Source organism: Bacillus cereus group sp. BfR-BA-01309 (genome assembly GCF_022664315.1).
In the GTDB taxonomy this organism is placed as follows: Bacteria; Bacillota; Bacilli; order Bacillales; family Bacillaceae_G; genus Bacillus_A; species Bacillus_A mobilis.
Window position 1 is genome coordinate 176,816 of sequence record NZ_JAKUHE010000011.1, and the last position, 17,730, is coordinate 194,545.

The window sequence follows — 17,730 nt, forward strand, 5'->3', positions numbered from 1 at the left end:
TAAATTTAGCTTAATAAAAAATTGAAAGAAATAAGATTCCCCTTATCTCTTTCAACTTTTTACTACGTATACCTTTTCACTCGGCAACTCCAAACAATTTAGCTGACCACCATACACAGCTCCGCCATCAATTCCAATAATACGATTACTACCAAAATATACTCCGCAATCCTCACTACCATGAAGCGTTTTTGTTTCCGTATGACCAAATACAACAACCTTTTCCCCGCTATATCCATTATGAAATTCATTACGGATCCACATTAACGTGTATGGTTCAGATTCAGAAACTCGTTTCATTGGCTCAACACCAGCATGTACAAATATATACTCTTCTGTTTCAATGTAATGATCTAATTCTTGAATAAATTTTACATGTTCCTCTAAAACATGAGATTGTAAAATCGGTTTTTGGAAATCTCCCTCATTAACCACAATATCTTCTTCTACAAATCCATAACTATATAAAGTCTTATCTCCACCATTTCTTTTTACCCAATGGTTCCATGAACGTTCCTCATCAGTCGTTAACGCCTTAATCATCATATCTTCATGATTGCCCTTTAGAACAAGAGCGCCCTCTTCCTTTAACTCTTTTACCTTTTCAATTACTGCACGTGCATTTGGACCACGATCTACATAATCCCCTAATAAAATCAATTGATTTTGTCTCGCATCGTATTGAGCTTCTTCCAATAACTGTTCAAACTTTTCTATTTCTCCATGAATATCACTAATAACAAGAATTCTTTTCATATTATCCCTCCCCTTTCTAATTATAGTTCAAAACATCAGAAAGTTACGAACTGTAATTCCGAATCACATTTATTACAAACTAAACTATTATCCTTACAACAATGTAAGTCTCTTGTCATCCAATTCGATAGTTGCAATTGCTATATTTCCTTATACTAAAAGTAAGAAATGAAACAAAAAACAAGGAGAGATGAGACATGAAAAAAGTGATGGAAGTTGTAGTAGCAGTGGCAGAGGTTTTCGTAAATGGCAAACAAGTTGCAATGGAGTTAAACAAATAATGAAAAGGACAAAATTCATTCTAGACCCTTTACTCATATAAAAGAAGATAAGACTTCTTCATTTTTTTGATCCCTTATCTCCTTGTAAAGAAAGCCGTATCCTTTATCAGGATACGGCTTTCTCTTATTTTTGACTCGTACGAGCTGAAATACTAATTGCTCTATCTGTTGCTTTTGCAGCTTCATCTAGCGCTTCTTTACTATTCTTTCCGTCATACATTGCTTCTAATGCTTTTACAACCGCATCCCTTGATTCTGGGAATACACTAATTAATGCTCCTTGAGTTGCTGGAGATTGCTTCGTCGCTTGTAATTGTTCCACTGTTACTTTTAACTGTGGATATTTTTCATATTGCTCTTTTACTAACGGTTCATTGTATGCATCTGGATTAATAGAGAAATAGCCTGTTGCAGTATGCCATTTTGCTTGTACGTCTGGCTTCGTTAAATATTTCATAAAGTCCCAAGCACCTTGTTGTGTTTCTTCTGAAACCATATTCGTCATCCATAATGATGCTCCACCAATAACAACGCCATTTTGTTTCGAATCCTCTGGATACGGAATATACGACACGCCTACATTAAACTTAGATGCATCAATTAAGTCGCGAACACCAGCTGAAGAATCTAAATACATAGCAACTTGTCCAGACTGGAACGCGGCACGAATATCATCCCAACTTGCTCCATACTTTCCAAGTGCACCAGCTTTATTTAATTCATCTAACATTCCAAATACTTTTTGTCCTTCTTTACCGTTAAATACCGCTTTCTTTGCAGCATCTTTACGACCATTTTCATTATCTACATATAAAGCTCCTTGTGTCGCTAACAATTCTTCAAAGAACCAACCATAATTCAGCATTGAGAATCCATATTGTTTTACATTTCCGCCTTCTTTAATCGTTAACTTTTTCGCTGCTTCTTGTAATTCCGCATACGTTTTCGGAGCTTTTTCTGGATCTAAGCCCGCCTTTGCAAAAGCATCTTTATTATAAATTAATACTGGTGTAGATGAATTAAATGGCATAGAATACATTTTCCCATCAACTGAATAATAATTTGTAATTGCTTTTTCCAACTTTGAAGTATCATACTTATCTTTTTTTATCCAACTATCAATTCGCGTAATCTTTTTGCTATCAATCATATATTTCGTTGTAATTTCACTCGATTGAACAAGAGCTGGTGCTTCTTTCGTTGCAGACATCGTTCTAAATTTCGTTAAAGACTCTTCATATGTCCCTTGGAATTCTGCCTTTATCTCGTATTTATTCTGCGATTTATTATAGTCTGCAACAAGCCCATCTAATACACCTTGTGTTTTTCCACCCATTGCGTGCCAGAAACGAATTACAGTTTTATCACCATTTTTTTCAACTGGTGCTACTTTTGCCTGTGCTTCAGGTTTCCCCTCCGTTTTACTATTTGAACAAGCGGCACTAGATAATGCCATTGTTGCTGCCATTAATAGAGCAGCACCTTTTTTAACTAAATTCATTTTACATTCACCTTCTCTTCGTTATTTAATTGCACCTTTTGTTAACCCTTGTTGTAATTGCTTTTGCCCTACAAATAGTAAAATCAATGTTGGAATTACAATAACCGTAACACCGGCCATTACACTTCCCCAATCAGTTGCAACTTCTTGAGACTGAAGCTGCTTTATACCAATTTGGACTGTTCTCACTTTTTCATCAGTGGTCACTAAGAGTGGCCATAAGTACATATTCCATGTTGTTAAAAAGCTATATACTCCAAGCGTAATAAAACTCGTTTTACAATACGGAATTACGACACGAAATAAAAACCTTACATTTCCAATTCCTTCAATAAAAGCAGCTTCTTTCAGTTCATTTGGAAGCGTCATAAAATGTTGACGAAGTAAGAAAATACCGAAAGCTGTTGCAAAAAACGGCACTGTCATCCCAGCAAAACTATTGATCCAACCAAAGTTTTGAATCGTTAAAAAGTTAGGTACCATCGTCGCTTCCCACGGAATAAGCATCGTTGAAATAAACAGGAAGAAAATAAGGTTTCTTCCTTTAAACTGAAGAAAGACAAAAGCATAAGCCGCTAAACTTGATACGATAAGTTGTCCAATCATAACGACTGTTGATACGATTAAACTGTTATATAGGTATGTAAACAGCGGTACTTTTTGAAAGATATTAATAAAATTATCAAAAGTAAATTGGGTCGGAAATAACCTTCTCATTTGAATATCATCTGGTGTCATAAAGCTTATTAAAAACGCATAGAGTACAGGAAAAAATACCATTACTGCACTAATAATGAGCAGCATGTATAATAGGAAATTTTGTTTCCACTGTTTAACGATCATTTATAATGCACCTTTCTCTCAGCAAACTTGAATTGAAGTAATGTAGCAATGAAAATGAAAATAAATAATACCATCGCTTGTGCACTTGCCGTTCCAAATTGATGATTCACAAATGCCTCTTTATAAATCGAATACACAATTAAATTCGTTGCATCATTTGGCCCACCGTGCGTTAAAATATCAATTTTTCCAAAGCTTTGAAACGCACTAATTAACGTTACTGTCACGATAAAGAATAAAGTTGGTGATAGCATCGGTAATGTAACACGACGAAGCTTATATAAATAGCTAGCACCATCTATAGATGCACTCTCATATAAAGACGTATCAATATTTTGTAAACCACCTAATATAACTAAAAATGCAAATCCTGTATTCACCCAAACCGTTGTAACCGATACAGAGAACAACGCCCAATCTGGACTCGTTAACCATGCGATTGCAGGTAGATTCATAGAGGCTAATATATTATTAAATAACCCTACACTTGGATGAAACAAAAATAGCCAAATCACCGCACTAGCAGCTACTGATATTCCCATAGTGGAAGAAAATAACACACGGAATAACCCAACACCCCTTACTTTTCCATTTGCAATCAATGCAAGAAATAAAGCGATTATAATACTCGTCGGCACTGTATATACAACAAATAATAAAGTTGAATTTATACTCTTGTAGAAAGCAGGATCAGAAAATAGGTATTGATAATTTTCTAAGCCAACAAAAAGATTAGCTTCTCCGTGTATATCTGTTAAATAAAAACTATAGTAGATCGTTCTAAATAATGGATAGAAAAGAAAAATTGAAAACAGTAAAATAGATGGCGCCAAAAACAATAATCCTACTCTTAAATCTTTCGTTCTACTCCATAAATTCTTCTTTTTTGACACTTTTGCTTGAGCTGGTAACTTACCTACTTCAATCATTATTTCGCCACCACTTTCAACTCTTCTTCAGCTACCACTTTTAACCGTTCATTCGTATTTTGGTGAAAGAAGCATAACTTTTCTTGCGAGAATAATAATTTTACTTTGTCACCTTTGTTCAGGAGTAGCTGTCCAATGACTTTCGCACTCCAAGTTGTTCCATTTACCGCGAAATTTAATATAGATTCATTCCCTAATACTTCCACAGATTGTAGCGTCACTTCTTGCCCTTCCTCAGACAGTGTAATATGTTCAGGACGCATACCTATTCGAATAGTTCCTTCTGGTAATTGCTTTAACTGTCCAATAGATAACGGAACTTGCAATTGTCCTATATGTAATACGCCTTTTTCTTTGTCCACTTCTCCATCATTTATATTCATCGAAGGAGAACCTATAAAACTTGCAACAAATTCATTCGCGGGTTCGTTATATATATCAAGTGGTGTTCCAACTTGCTGTATACTTCCTTTATTTAAGACCATGATACGATCTCCCATAGTCATCGCTTCTATTTGATCATGAGTAACATAAATCATTGTAATTCCTAGACGTTGCTGAATTTCTCTAATTTCAATCCTCATTTGCGCACGTAATTTCGCATCTAAATTTGAAAGTGGTTCATCCATTAAACAGATCGGTGCTTGACTCACGATCGCCCTAGCAAGTGCCACACGCTGTCTTTGTCCCCCTGATAACTGTCCTGGCTTCATTTTTACATACTCTTTCAGTCCTACCATTTCAATTGCTTCCATTAATCGCTTTTGTCGCTCTTCTTTTTGTATTTTTCTTACCTTAAGTCCAAATAAAATGTTTTCTTCTACAGATAAGTGTGGATATAGTGCATAATTTTGAAATACCATTGATAGATTACGGTCTTTCGGCTCTAAATCATTTGCAACATGTTCATTAATAATTAAATCTCCCGAAGAAATCTCTTCTAAACCAGCGATCATTCGTAATAGTGTACTTTTCCCACATCCTGAAGGCCCAACTAAAACAAAAAACTCGCCCTTCTTAATGTGAACCGATACACCTTTAACCGCTATCTCTTCCGCATTTTTATACACCTTTGAAACATTTTTCAATTCAATCACAAGATTGCACTCCTTTTTTCTTCTTGTATCCATACTTCATAATGACTCGTTGAAATCGCACTTGCTCCTGCACGAATAGCAATTTCCGCATCTTCTCGTGTTTGAATTAGTCCGCCTGCAATAATAGGAAACTCTATTTCCTCTGCTAACCGCTTAATAATGGAAGGCATAATACCAGGCATAATCTCTACCGCATTCGGTTTAGTCGTTTTACAATTCTCAATTGATTTTGTAAGAGACAAAGTATCAACAATAAAAATGCGTTGAATCGTTTTTAATCCAATTTTATTAGCATTTCGAATTGTCGAGCCTTTTGTTGAAATAATGCCTTGCGCCCCAATAACATCTTGAATATACAAAAGGGCTTCCTCTGTATTTGTATTTAAACCTTGTATAAAATCACAATGAAGAAATACATCATGTCCATGTTTCTGTAATTCATATACACGCTCTGGTAACTCCAGCATTGAACCAGTCATAAGAAAAACTGTTTTCGGTAATTTTTTGTATGTTTTGTACCCCTTCCAATCCTTTATCATCGCAATATAAGGTTCTTTGAACATTTATTCCACCTAGCTTTTCTATTTTTATCCAAACTAAAAACACCTACTTACATAGAACACCTTTCTCCTTATTTGAACTCTAGGAAATAGAGCACACCTAAGAAAGTGGCACGTTATATGTAAGCGGGTGTTCTCAAATGTTCTCTACCCTAGTTATTCTGTTACCTTTACTATATTACGCATTTATTAAGTCAGTTTTGATAGATTGTTAATTAGGTGTTAATCGAATGTTAATATTCACCATATTTTTTAACGATAATCTAAATATACGAATGAATCCCAACAGCAAACAACTATTTTTTAAATTTAAGTGATATGCAAATTCATTCCATAGTTAATCAGTTTTAGTTTTCTCGCAACTGCTTGTGAAGCATAATTATCCCAAGAAGTACTATAAAGTGGAATGCGTTTTTCTTCTTGTATTGATATCGCCCAGGCTGTAACAACATCAGCACCATATCCATTCCCTTGAAACTCCGCTAAAGTTTCCACACTCGCCTCAGCAGCTACAGGCGTACTCCTAGCACTGCAACATATAGAAACTACCTTTTCATTTTTTACAATTGCAAAGTAAGGTTGCCTCCATTCCATCTGTTCTATTAGATTAGGAAAATTTTCTCGCAAAAGCTCTTTATTCTTCTCTGTTATCTGTATTGTTCTAGTTGGCTTATGTAAATTATTAGAGAACATGAAAGCAGGGCCCATCCAAATATTTTTTACTGTTCTTTCTTCATTTAATACATCAATGATCTTAGCTAATTCTATATGATTTGAAGGTTCTCGAATTAATTTCTCAATCTGACCTACCGTTTCATCATCCAGATCACAATGATATCTCGTTATACTACCTTCACGAGTTCCGCCAAGAAAAAAGCGTGGTGCTTTTGGATTTCCTTGTTCATTTACATATTTCATTTTTCCTACTTGATTATGAACAAATAAAACCTCTACCTGAATTGCTATTAAATCAAGTTCTGAGAGCCTCATTTATATCCTCCTTAGTTACTCCATATACCATTCATAATCTATTTTTCATGCCCAAAACAAAAATCCCATTCACATACACATTACTGAATCCATCATACGAAATGACTTCTTCATCCTGTCTATCTAAATGGGATTATTTCATACTTATTATTCCACCGGTTGTGGTTGTGGCTGTACGACTTCATTCGCTCCAGCTACCCTCAACATATTTGCAATATCTTTAAAACCTCTTTTTTCAGCATATTGCAGTGGTGTAACATTTTCCTTATTGGCCATATTTACATCCGCCCCGTGGTCAATAAGCATTTGAATTACTTTCTTATGGCTTTCACTACCATTTCCTAATACGATTGCTTCTACTAAAGCTGTTCCACCGCGAGCATTTCTATAATTCACATCAATATCCGTATGCTCTAATAACTCTTTTACTACCTCTACATGGCCACGTTCAGATGCGGAAATGAGTGCTGTTCCACCTGATTTAGTAATTTCTTTCGTATTAACCCCTGCATTAATTAGTAGCTTTACAATGTCTGTATAGCCTTCTCTACTTGCATAAAGAAATGGATTACTTTGTTTCTCATCTTTACTTTCAAGATTAGCCCCTGCACCAATTAACGATTTAACTGTCTCTACATGATTTTGATACGTTGCTGCAAGGATTGGCGTTTCTCCATTGTCACCTTCTACGTTTATATTGGCTCCATCTTGAATCAGCTTCATAGCTGTTTCTGTGTCTCCAAGAGTCGCAGAAAGTAGCAACTGTTTGTCCATTAAATTTATACTTTTTTCTTCTTTAGGTTCTTCCTGTTCTTTATGCTTTTCTTTTTTCTTTTCGTTTTTCACATGAACCGGTTTCGATTCTGGCTCCTCTTGCTTATCGCAAGCCACTACCGTCATTAAAAGTCCTAATAACATACATAATAAAATTTTTTGTTTTCTCACAACTACAGCTCCTATGAAAGATAATGTTTTCTTAACCATTCCTCCATCACATACAATAACTCTTCTTGAGTACATTTATCCATAAGCCCTTTATATTCCTTCTTTAATCGGATTATCCAAACTTATACCGAAGTTTCTCAACCTATATTAGCGCAGCAATTAGTTTAGCACGATTTTACCGCATTTGTATACATTTCTAAAAAGTACATACATGATTGCTTTAGGTTACTATATTCCATTGTAACCGTTCTTCTAAAAATTTTACACCTTTTCTATATTTGCACCTGAGTAATAATAAAAAAAGACAACTATGTAGTTGCCTTTTTTATTATTAATGGTGCCCACCGTGATTTCCTTTTTTCGGGTTCCCCATCATCTCTTTATTCATTTCCCATTTATGCACTGCTAGCTCTTTATATGAAAGAACTTTCCCTTTATAGTTAGACACAAAATTCTCTGCATCCTTTTTACTTTCAAATGAAATAACATTATAAGCCATCGGTGTCGTTATTGTTTTATCATATACATAAGTCGCATCTTCTAATGAAATCCACTCTTTCGAATCATAATCGCGAACAAATTTTTCTTTCGTCTTTTCTCCTGGATTAATCTCCATCCATTTATACATACAACCGATATCATCAAACTTTAACGCTTTTCCATTTTCTAAAATAACTTCTGTTGCAAATTGATTATCCATTACCCCAATTTGGCAAATATCACATTTATCATGTTTCTCATCAATTACCACAGCCTCTACTTGTTTCTTGCCACATCCTACTATTGTAAAGACAAAAAATAAGCATATAGCAAGCATCACATACTTTGTTCTCATTTCATTTCCTCCCTAACCGTATCTTCCACTAGGAGAATATCAAAAACTTGTGTGAGATTTGTGAAAAAATAATGTTCTTTTTGTAATATATGGAACAAAAAAGATGTGTAGTCATATCTACACATCTCTCATCATTCACAACCTGTAATTAATAAATCATCTTCTAACTTAACTAATAATGTATCTGTATTAATTTGCTGTCCAACAACTACATTTACTAACCTTATATTTCCACTAATACCGATCGCAACTTTTTCAAGTTCACCGTTATTTTTTCGGATCATCATTAATTTTTCCCACTCATATACGTAAGAAGATTCTTTAACAAAAACCTCTTCTACTTTTCCTTCATAAGAACTATAAATCTCTTCCATTCTCGTTTTCATATAAAATCTACTCCCTATTTCACACTTCAATATTTTCATCTTATTCTACCATTCTTACGGAGAGCAGCTTACTTTTTAAAAATTCAAATTAACTCCTGTGAACAAAATGACCAAAATAAAAATTATGCTTCTAATGATGTTATTTTTCAAATTATTTACCATTTGAATGATTGATTTTATGATAAACAAAAAACATTTTATCTGAATTTTCATTACATTTTGAAAGCGCAATCATTTTCGAGGGGGAGATTACATGTTAGCACTACTTGGATTTGCGATGGTATTTGTCTTTATGTTTTTAATTATGACGAAACGTATGTCGGCACTAGTAGCATTAATATTAATTCCAATTACTTTCGCATTAATTGGCGGTTTTTATGCAAATATGGGACCTATGATGTTAGAAGGGATTCAAAAACTAGCACCTACTGGTATTATGCTTATGTTTGCTATTTTGTATTTTGGAATTATGATTGATAGCGGTTTATTCGATCCTGTCATTAGTAGGATTTTGAAATTTGTAAAAGGAGATCCTTTAAAAATTGTTGTTGGTACAGCGATTCTTACGATTATCGTTTCATTGGATGGGGATGGAACAACAACGTATATGATTACTGTTTCCGCAATGTACCCACTATATAAACGCCTTGGAATGAATCCACTTATATTAGCTGGGGTTGTTATGTTAGGAGCAGGAGTAACAAATCTTACACCGTGGGGTGGACCGACAGCTCGGGTTATGAGTGCTCTTGGACTAGACGCATCAGAACTCTTTACACCACTTATACCAGGAATGATCGCTGGTGCAATTTGGGTCGTTTTCGTTGCTTACTATCTTGGAACAAAAGAAAGAAAACGATTAGGAATTATGGATGTACAATATTTAAAGCAAATGCAAACGATGGATGAGCAAGCTGCAACAGTAGAAGCTGCCGTTCATAAACGCCCTAAGCTTCTATGGATTAACTTTTTATTAACTGTTACCTTACTTGTCTGCCTTATACTAGAAGTTATGCCGTTACCTGTTTTATTTACAATTGCTTTCGCGATTGCTGTTATGCTTAACTATCCGAACTTAGAACAACAGAAAGAACGTATTGCTTCTCACGCAGGAAACGTATTAGCAGTTGTTTCTCTCGTATTTGCCGCTGGAATTTTCACTGGGATTCTATCAGGAACAAAAATGGTAGATGCAATGGCTCAAAGTGTAGTCACTCTTATACCAGACGCTCTTGGACCACAACTACCAATTATTACAGCTCTTCTTAGTATGCCGTTCACATTTTTCATGTCCAATGATGCATTTTACTTCGGAGTATTACCTATTTTAACGAAAGCTGCCGCTGCTTACGGAATTAGTGCAGCTGAAATGGGACGTGCTTCATTACTTGGGCAACCTGTTCACTTATTAAGTCCTCTTGTCGCTTCCACTTATTTATTAGTCGGAATGGCCAAAGTTGATTTTGGTGAACATCAACGCTTCACTTTATTGTGGGCAGTTGGAACGACAATGGTGATGTTGATTACTGGAATTGTAATTGGGATTATTCCAATATAAGACGCAAAAAAACAGTAGAAGAAATGTAATTCTCTACTGTTTTTTGTTATGAAGAAACAAGAAAATACCGTCTCTCTGGTCTCCCTACACTCCCATATGTAAGCTCCGCATGAACTTTCTTTCCAGATATTAAATACTCTAAATAGCGCCTCGCTGTTGACCGGCTTACTCCTACCATTGTACTTAACACTTCTGCTGTAATTCCTTCTTCATTCACTATTAACATATGCTTTTTTATTTTTGCTAAAGTTAAAGGATCGATCCCTTTCGGCGCATATTCTATTTCATTTCCCTTTACGCCTCTTTGAGACCATAAATGTTCTATTTGTTCTGTAGATAATTGATTATTTTTCTTCAGCTGCACAATCTTTTTTTGATAACCTTCCAAACTTGCTTTAAATCGATCAAACATAAGTGGCTTTACGATATAATCTGTTACTCCGCCTCGTAAAGCATGCCTCACTACATCTGTTTCCGATGCAGCTGTAATCATAATAATATCTGTATCATGTAAATTATGCCTAATATATGTAACAAGTTCCGTTCCTTGCATATCAGGTAAATACACGTCTAATAAAACGAGCTGCGGCTTCACAAGATCTAGCCATTCTTTCGCTTGTTCTCCAGTCGTCGCTGTTCCAATTACTTTAAATCCCTCAACTTTTTCAGTAAAACGACGATGAATGTCCGCAATTCGAATATCATCTTCTACAATCAATACTTCAATCTCCTCACCCATTACAATTCGCCTCTCTCTTTTGGTAATGCGATAATAAATAATGCACCACCTAAATCCCCTTTTTCGATTGCAATACTTCCATTTAAATCTTCTACTAACTCTTTCACTTTTGCTAATCCATATCCTCGCTTCCCGCCCTCTTTCGTCGAAAAGCCTTTATAGAATATACTAGTAATGACTTCATCATGAATCCCTTGTCCTGAATCTTCCACTTCAATTACTATTTCTTCTCCGATATCAGTTACAAACATTCTTACCTTCTTATCATTCTCTTCATTTCTTTCAATCGCTTCAAATGCATTCGTAATTAAATTTCCTAAAATAGAAACGACATAATTACTCTCAATGTGCGGGCTTAATTTGTCTAAGCTACTTTCTCGATCTAGCATAAAATCAATCTTCAACTCTCTTGCTCTGTTATATAATCCAATTAAAATCCCACCTAACCATGGATTTTGAATTCGCTTCATAATAAATTGAACAAAATCTTGATATACCGCTGTTTCCTTATGAATAAGCTCTAAAGCATCCTCATATGATTCTAACTGAATAAGCCCTGAAAGCGTATACAATAAATTGTTATATTCATGTGTTTGCGCTCGTAATGCCTCTGTATATTGCTTCGTCTGAGATAATTCTGCTGTTAATTGATCCATTTCAGATTTCAAACGCAAGCTCGATACAACGCCAGTTACTTTATTCTTTACTTTAATAGGTAGACGGTTCGCAATCACAGCCTGCCCTTTTATATTTAATTGACGATCAAACTGTTCTTCACCAGTTTGAAATACATCTAGTATTGTTGAATTAGGAATTACATTTAAAATAAATTCTCCAATAATATTTCGTTGTCTATCTAGCGAAAGAATATCATAAGCCGCTTGATTGACTAAACTAATCATGCCATGTTGATCAATAACAATAATCCCTTCACGTACAGATTGAATTACTGTACTATGCTCTTCATATAAAGATGAAATTTCTTCTGGCTCCATCCCAAACATCATTCTTTTTATACTTCCCGCTAAATATATAGAGCCAATTATTCCAATTAAAAGACCGATTATTGTAATCCAAAATACACGCTTTCCATACACTTCTACGGCACCATGAATATCATCCATTGAAAATCCAACAGACACCACGCCAATAATTTCATTTTCCTGATTACGGATTGGAACTTTGCCACGTAATGAAGGGCCTAATGATCCAGTTGCTCTCGAAACATATGATTTTCCTTCTAATAGAACCCCTTCGTTATCTCCACCAACCATTTCTTCTCCTATTTTATCTCGCTTAGGATGTGCATATCGAATCCCCTCTTTGTTTCCAACTACAATAAAATCAGCATCTGTATCAATTCGAATTTTTTCTGCAATTGGCTGAATAATAGAAGCTGGATCTTCTTTTTGAAAAGCTTCCGTTATTTCAGGTATAGCAGCAACTGTTTTCGCAACATGCAAAGCCCGTTTCCCAATTTGCTCTTCTACCGTTTCAGACAATATGTAATAAAATAAATAACTTGTTAATAGAAGTACGACTAGAATAAGTGTACTAATTGTTATCGTAATTCTCGGTTGTAGTTTTAACTTTTTAAATTTCAAAACCATTCCCCTAACATGATTAAAGATAGAATTTAACGAATTTACAGTCTTTTATAATTACACCTAATCATAACACGGTTACTCTATATTTCTTTATTTTTTATCTTCATAAAGCGAAACTTTAATCACCCCACAAATAGCGGAATAAAAAAAGAAACGAAGTACAATTACTACCTCGTTTCTTAACATTTTTTATTACACTTTAAATTTCCCAATCATCTCTTGTAATTCTTCTGCCATTTGCGATAAATGAACTGCTGCTGCATTGATTTCATCTACTGAAGCTAATTGTTCTTCTGAAGAACCAGCAATATTTTGAACACTTGCTGCATTTTCTTCAATCGTAGCTGCAATTTCATTAATAGATGCACTAACTTGTTTTGCATCTACTGTCATTTGTTTCGCTACTTCTACCATACTATCAATTTGTACAACTGTATCATCTGTAGACTTCAATATTTCAGCAAAGCTTTGCTTCGTTTCATTTGCAACTACAAGTCCTGATTGTACTTCTGTTCCAACTTGCTTCATAGAACTTACTGTCTCTTTTATGTCAAATTGTATCTCTTTTACTAGTTTTCCAATTTCCGTAGAAGACTGTCCTGATTGTTCTGCTAACTTTCGCACTTCATCTGCTACAATTGCAAATCCTCTTCCTTGCTCTCCAGCTCTCGCAGCCTCAATGGCAGCATTTAATGCTAATAAATTTGTCTGCTCTGCAATATGTTGGATCACCTCAAGGATTGCTCCAATTTGTTTCGATTTATCATCTAACAACACAATCACTTTATCTGATTGTGAAACAGACTCATGGATTAATTGCATTTGATTCACAGTTTGTTCAACTAACTTCCCACCATCTTCAGCCTTTTTCTTCGTATACATAGATGCTGTGGATACTAATGAAGAACTATCTGCAACACGCTGAATTCCTTCTGTAACTTCTTCTAATAATGTTGCGCCTTCTTCAACTTCTTTCGTTTGTATTTCCGCTCCACTCGACACTTGTTCTATCGCTTGTGTAATTTGTTCCGTCGCTTCACTCGTCTGCTTCATACTAGCTGTTAATTCTTCTGAAGATGCCGCTACATGACTTGCTGAAGTATTTATATTGGAAATAACCTTCTGTAATGATGCTGCCATCTCGTTAAAACTTTCTCCTAGCTGTCCAATTTCATCCCTAGAATGAACTGTAATGGATTCTGTTAAATCGCCTTCACTAATTTTTTTCGATGATATAACAAGTTGTTTTAACGGATTAATAATAGAAGCAATGATGAAGTAAATTAAAATCCCACCAATTATTAATGAAATACCAATAACAGTTATCGTTTTATAGAAAATAGGTTCAGCTGCTTCAATAATTTCTTTTGAAGGCATAATTCCTGCTATTTTCCATCCAGTTATCTTATTTGTTTTAAAAGTGATATGGCGCTCTTCACCATCTAATGTGAAATTAAAATCACCTATTTCTTGTTTATACAACTTTTTTTCAAGCTTCTCTTCTACCTTATCCCCTGGCTTCATCGTTGGATGCGCTACTACATTTTTATCTTGATCAAAAATTGCTACATATCCACTTTTACCGATATTAACCATCTTCGAAGTGTTTACGATATCATTAATAATTAAATCAATACCGAGAACACCGCTCTTATCCTCATTTTGTTTCGCTATTGTAATAACAATATTTCCTGTCGTTTTTGATTTATATGGAGCTGTAATAATTACTTCTCCACTTTTTTTCGCTGCCTCTTTATACCAATCTCTTTCTGTAGGATTATATCCTTCTGGCATTTGAATAGACGGTGATTGAATAAACTGCCCATTGCTGGTTCCAGTATAGATGGCTTCCAGTTCTGGATGTAACTTATTATATTCTTCTAGTTTATTTTGGATATTTTGTATTTGATCCGCTTGGTAACTTGATTGTGTAAATAACTTCGTAAAATAAACTGCATCTACTTTTTTACTATCCAATTCTTTATTAATTACATTATCCAAAATTTTTATATTGTCTTTCGCCGATTGTGAAATCGTTTCATTAAAATTTGTCTTCGCTTGTTGATAAGACGTCCAACCAATTACAATACTTGGAAGAATTAAAATGATAACAAATGATACAAGTAACTTTGCTTTTAAGCTACTACTCCTTAATTTTCCTTGAAACATGTTTCTACCCCTCCATACCGTTTTAAATGTAATTACCTTACATTTAATTTCTTTATATAAATCTTACGATTAAAATGTATCAATGTGACTCTCTATATCTTTCTCTATTGAAGAGTTGATACATACCTTTTTCATTCTATATAATTTATATAATTAAAACAATATATAAAAATGTATATTATTCGAAATATTATAATTCACAGAAGAACCTCTAGTATCTCACTTACTAGAGGTTCCTCACTTTGCTATTCTTTATCTTTTGCTACTTCTTTTTTCTCATCTTCTACTACAGATACAACAGGTTTATCGTTTGATAATTGTTGTACTGCTCCTTTTCCAGCAAATCCTTCTAATAACTCTTTTAAGTCAATGCCAGAAGAAGCTTTTAATGTTTCTTGCATCGTTGCCATTAAATCAGTCGCATAACCTGCAACTTTTCCGGCGCCGCTATTTTTACCACCGCCGCCTGTATCGACAACTGTAATTTTATCAATGTTGCTAAGTGGGCTTGCAACTTCCTTCGCATAACTTGGAAGCATGTTAAGAACCATATCCATAATTGCCGCTTGGCCATATAACTCAAATGCCTCTGCAATTTTTTGTTTCGCTTCTGCTTCCGCTAAACCTTTTAACCTAATAACATCTGCTTCCGCTGTACCTTGTGCTTTTTGTACTTCTGCTTTTGCTTGACCTTGCGCTTTTTCGATTTCCGCTTTCGCTAAACCTTCTACACGTACTTCTTCTGCACGAGCTCTCGCTTCAGCTTCAATCTTATATTGATCCGCATCTGCCTTTTTAATTTGTTTTACTTTCTCTGCTTCCGCTGATTGCTCAACAGCATAGCGATCTGCATCTGCTTTTTTCTTTACTTCTGCATCGTATTGCTTTTCACGACGCGCAATCTCTTTTTCTTCTAATTCAATTTGTTTCTCACGCTCAATGATTTTAACGCGCATTTGCTCTTCTGTAACACCTTGTTGCGCTTTCGCTTGTTGTAATTCGTAAGAAAGATCCGCATCTGCACGAGCTTGTTCTTGCTCTCTCTTATAAGATTGTACTTTTAACTCTTTATGTTTTTCAGCTTCAGCGATTTGGGCATCACGTTGGTATTCAGCTTCTTTCGCTTCTTTCTCAGCACGAGCTTTTTCAATACGAGCTTCTTTTTCACGCTCTGCATTCGCAATTGTTGCATCACGCTTAACTGTCGCAATTTGCGGCTGACCAAGTGCATCTAAATAACCGTTCTTATCCATGATTTCTTTAATTGTAAAGGAAACGATGCGAAGTCCCATCTTCTTTAAATCTGTAGAAGCTACTTCATGCACCTTTTGAGCAAATTGCTCTCTATTACTATACGCATCTTCTACTGTCATAGAAGATAAGATAGCACGTAGATGCCCTTCTAAAACCTCTTTTGCTTCTATTTTCAACTCTTCTGTTTCTTTTCCTAAATATTGTTCAGCTGCTGTAGAAACTTCTTCAATGGTAGATCCTACTTTAATAATAGAAACACCGTTTACTGTAATCGGTACACCTTGTTTCGTATACGTATCACGTGTTCCCACTTCTAATTTGTAGTTTAATAGACTTAAGGGCTCTGCTCTTTGCATAATCGGAACTACGAAAGTACCGCCACCACGAATAATCTTAATCTTCTTTCCATCATCAGTGGTAACTACATTTTTCCCGCCGCCAAGCCAGTTTCCTGTAACAATTAATGCTTCATCTGGTCCAACTGTTCGATACTTTGTAATGAATACTAAAATGAGTAGAATTAAAATTGCGAGTAATACTCCACCGATAATTAATGGAATCGTCATGTAAATTCCCCCTTATAATTTTGGTTTCTTTAAAGAATAAGCGATGTTCTGTACAAGCAAAACACCATCTTGGACTCCCTCAATAATAACTTCAGTTCCTTGTGAAATATCTTTTTTCCCAATTGTTTTAGCTGGAATTGCATTACTTCCAAATTGGGAGGAGATTAATACTTCACCAAATCCTTCTGTAGGAATTGTTGTAATGACTTCTCCTTTGCAACCTATAAATTCATCCATACGTTGCACAGTATTTTGTTCTGCTTCTGCAATCGGCTTTAAAATTAGTATTTTCATTATGAATACACCAATAAAGGATATAGCACATGCAGCTCCAAAAATAAGAATGCTATTAAAGGAAAATAAATATTCTCCTATATAACTAAGTCCACATAACATGGCGAAAAAACTAAGTAATAAAGTAACAACGGATACAGATCCGCCTCCAAAACTAAATATGGATTCAAATATATCTCCAAAAAAGATATAAATAACAGTGAGTATAGTAGCAATAATAAATCCATATAAATAAATTATTTCAAGTGGATAACCAAACAAAACCATTTCTTATCCCCCTCTCTTAAACAATCCTTTTTTGTTATGTGTATGCCCCACCTCTTTCAAAGATTATCGTTCTTAATTTTCAGTTATTTACTCTTTAAAGAAAAGCCTGTAAAACAGGTCTCTAAAAAAGAACAGGAGAAACCTATTGTGACA

16 protein-coding genes and 1 pseudogene are annotated in these 17,730 nt (G+C 34.9%); 1 reads left to right on the forward strand and 16 read right to left on the reverse strand.

Features of this window, described 5'->3' with window-relative positions; translation table 11 throughout:
- Positions 1–51: 51 nt before the first annotated feature.
- The 10 genes from MR115_RS20920 to MR115_RS20965 all read right to left on the reverse strand — a co-directional run bounded on the left by MR115_RS20920 (position 52) and on the right by MR115_RS20965 (position 9,123).
- A complete protein-coding gene (locus MR115_RS20920; RefSeq protein ID WP_242242639.1) occupies positions 52–756 on the reverse strand; it encodes a metallophosphoesterase family protein in 705 nt (234 codons plus the stop codon).
- A gap of 405 nt (positions 757–1,161) precedes the next feature.
- Complete coding sequence (locus MR115_RS20925; RefSeq protein WP_242242640.1) at positions 1,162–2,538, reverse strand: ABC transporter substrate-binding protein; 1,377 nt, start codon at positions 2,536–2,538, stop codon at positions 1,162–1,164.
- 21 nt (positions 2,539–2,559) lie between these two features.
- Positions 2,560–3,381, reverse strand: coding sequence for a carbohydrate ABC transporter permease (locus MR115_RS20930; protein ID WP_061676998.1), 822 nt, complete (start codon positions 3,379–3,381; stop codon positions 2,560–2,562).
- Positions 3,378–4,310 (reverse strand): carbohydrate ABC transporter permease, encoded by a 933-nt coding sequence (locus tag MR115_RS20935; RefSeq protein WP_242242641.1) that lies wholly within the window; start codon positions 4,308–4,310, stop codon positions 3,378–3,380. The genes MR115_RS20930 and MR115_RS20935 overlap by 4 nt, the downstream gene beginning before the upstream one ends.
- Positions 4,310–5,407 carry an ABC transporter ATP-binding protein gene (locus tag MR115_RS20940; RefSeq protein WP_242242642.1) on the reverse strand — a complete coding sequence of 366 codons (1,098 nt, stop codon included), beginning with the start codon at positions 5,405–5,407 and terminating at the stop codon, positions 4,310–4,312. Before MR115_RS20940 ends, MR115_RS20935 begins: the two co-directional genes overlap by 1 nt.
- Entirely contained in the window at positions 5,404–5,970 is a 567-nt protein-coding gene (locus MR115_RS20945) for a glycerol-3-phosphate responsive antiterminator (protein ID WP_000472008.1), read from the reverse strand. The genes MR115_RS20940 and MR115_RS20945 overlap by 4 nt, the downstream gene beginning before the upstream one ends.
- A 306-nt stretch (positions 5,971–6,276) precedes the next feature.
- On the reverse strand, positions 6,277–6,957 hold the full coding sequence (locus MR115_RS20950) for a GNAT family N-acetyltransferase (protein ID WP_097818133.1): 681 nt from the start codon (positions 6,955–6,957) through the stop codon (positions 6,277–6,279).
- 147 nt (positions 6,958–7,104) lie between these two features.
- Positions 7,105–7,977 (reverse strand): ankyrin repeat domain-containing protein, encoded by an 873-nt coding sequence (locus MR115_RS20955; RefSeq protein WP_242242643.1) that lies wholly within the window; start codon positions 7,975–7,977, stop codon positions 7,105–7,107.
- A 256-nt stretch (positions 7,978–8,233) separates the two neighbouring features.
- Positions 8,234–8,737: a nitrous oxide reductase accessory protein NosL gene (locus MR115_RS20960; RefSeq protein ID WP_242242644.1), complete on the reverse strand. Its 504-nt coding sequence runs from the start codon at positions 8,735–8,737 to the stop codon at positions 8,234–8,236.
- A 131-nt stretch (positions 8,738–8,868) separates the two neighbouring features.
- Positions 8,869–9,123 carry a hypothetical protein gene (locus MR115_RS20965; RefSeq protein WP_242242645.1) on the reverse strand — a complete coding sequence of 85 codons (255 nt, stop codon included), beginning with the start codon at positions 9,121–9,123 and terminating at the stop codon, positions 8,869–8,871.
- Positions 9,124–9,376: 253 nt separating this feature from the next.
- Here MR115_RS20965 and MR115_RS20970 point away from each other — a divergent pair, with 253 nt between their 5' ends.
- On the forward strand, positions 9,377–10,681 hold the full coding sequence (locus tag MR115_RS20970; protein WP_000880453.1) for a CitMHS family transporter: 1,305 nt from the start codon (positions 9,377–9,379) through the stop codon (positions 10,679–10,681).
- A 46-nt stretch (positions 10,682–10,727) separates the two neighbouring features.
- Here the strand turns inward: MR115_RS20970 and MR115_RS20975 are convergent, their stop codons facing one another.
- The 6 genes and pseudogenes from MR115_RS20975 to MR115_RS20995 form a co-directional block, all read right to left on the reverse strand.
- Positions 10,728–11,420: a response regulator gene (locus MR115_RS20975; RefSeq protein WP_242242646.1), complete on the reverse strand. Its 693-nt coding sequence runs from the start codon at positions 11,418–11,420 to the stop codon at positions 10,728–10,730.
- Positions 11,420–13,030, reverse strand: a complete 1,611-nt coding sequence (locus tag MR115_RS20980) for an ATP-binding protein (protein WP_472926391.1) — start codon at positions 13,028–13,030, stop codon at positions 11,420–11,422. The genes MR115_RS20975 and MR115_RS20980 overlap by 1 nt, the downstream gene beginning before the upstream one ends.
- A 189-nt stretch (positions 13,031–13,219) precedes the next feature.
- Positions 13,220–14,167, reverse strand: a complete 948-nt coding sequence (locus tag MR115_RS30250; RefSeq protein WP_375337819.1) for a methyl-accepting chemotaxis protein — start codon at positions 14,165–14,167, stop codon at positions 13,220–13,222.
- Positions 14,162–15,196 (reverse strand): annotated as a pseudogene (locus tag MR115_RS30255) (HAMP domain-containing protein); the annotation flags it as partial. The pseudogene MR115_RS30255 and the gene MR115_RS30250, both read right to left, overlap by 6 nt.
- A gap of 245 nt (positions 15,197–15,441) precedes the next feature.
- A complete protein-coding gene (locus MR115_RS20990) occupies positions 15,442–17,016 on the reverse strand; it encodes a flotillin family protein (RefSeq protein ID WP_000155003.1) in 1,575 nt (524 codons plus the stop codon).
- 12 nt (positions 17,017–17,028) lie between these two features.
- On the reverse strand, positions 17,029–17,577 hold the full coding sequence (locus MR115_RS20995; protein ID WP_242242649.1) for an NfeD family protein: 549 nt from the start codon (positions 17,575–17,577) through the stop codon (positions 17,029–17,031).
- Positions 17,578–17,730 lie beyond the last annotated feature (153 nt).